This window comes from Neisseria sp. P0021.S006, assembly GCF_051956895.1.
Genome location: NZ_JBQCWZ010000453.1, coordinates 1 through 1127, shown reverse-complemented (window position 1 = coordinate 1127; position 1127 = coordinate 1). Strand labels below are relative to the sequence as shown.

The 1127-nt window shown below is 48.7% G+C and carries 1 protein-coding gene and 1 pseudogene; both read left to right on the top strand.

Annotation, left to right across the window (positions count from 1 at the left end; translation table 11 throughout):
- Positions 1–461: pseudogene (locus ACTHUM_RS14930) on the top strand (patatin-like phospholipase family protein); the annotation flags it as partial.
- Between the two features lie 112 nt (positions 462–573).
- Positions 574–1127: epoxyqueuosine reductase QueH (locus ACTHUM_RS14925; RefSeq protein ID WP_440403283.1), on the top strand; the 554-nt coding region annotated here is incomplete at its 3' end.

The following is a 1127-nucleotide window of genomic DNA, read 5'->3' as shown; positions in this document are numbered from 1 at the left end:
ATATTGTCGTCATCAACGTCAATGCCCAAAACGAAGTCAGCAGCAATTTGGATAAAAGCGCTGCCGTACCCGGTTTCCGAGATGTCGTTTCCGCCATCGTGAATATCCCGATCGACCAACATTCGTAAGAATCTTTGCGCCGCTTCAGAGCTTTTGTCGACCAATGGAACAAAGACAAGCAAAATGAAAACATCTATTTCTCTTTCGTCAGCCTGAATCTCAAAGACCTTCCGCCATCCCAGCTGAGGGACAAGGTATTGAATATTCCGACCAGTTTCTATCTGCCGCCGGAAGACGTGGACAACCTGCGCACCGCCGCCGCCGAACTGATGAAACAGTCACTGGACTATCGCAACCTGCTGGCAGAATTTGCGGCACACCCCAATCCAGACACCATCTTTGCAGCCCCGCCTCCGGATGTGCAAGAGTTCAAGCCATTGAACGAAAAAGAAAAGCAGTAGCAAACTGTTCCATAAAGTGTAGCTCTGTTAAAATATATGCTTCATCTTATATTTCAGACGGCCTCAATACCCAAGGCCGTCTGAAACACTTAACAATAAATAGAATCCAACCATGACCGAATTAAACACTCCCATCGTTACCGATATTGACCGCCCCATCCTCGTTCCACCGGGCGGCCATAAGAAAGTCCTGCTGCATTCCTGCTGCGCCCCATGCTCCGGCGAAGTGATGGAAGCCATGCTTGCCAGCGGCATCGACTACACCATTTATTTTTATAACCCCAATATCCATCCGCACAAAGAATATATGTTGCGCAAAGAAGAAAATATGCGTTTTGCGGACAAATTTGGCATCCCCTTTGTCGATAAAGACGACGACTACGAAAACGACCGCAAAGAATGGTTCGCCAAAGCCAAAGGCATGGAATTTGAACCTGAACGTGGTATCCGTTGCACCATGTGTTTCGACATGCGTTTTGAAAAAGCGGCGCAATACGCCCATGAAAACGGCTTCCATGTCTTCACCAGCTCACTGGGCATTTCACGCTGGAAAGACATGAAACAAATCAACGGCTGCGGCCATCGCGCTGCCGAGCCGTACGATGACTTGGTTTATTGGGATTTCAACTGGCGCAAAGGCGGCGGCAGCGCACGCATGATTGAAAT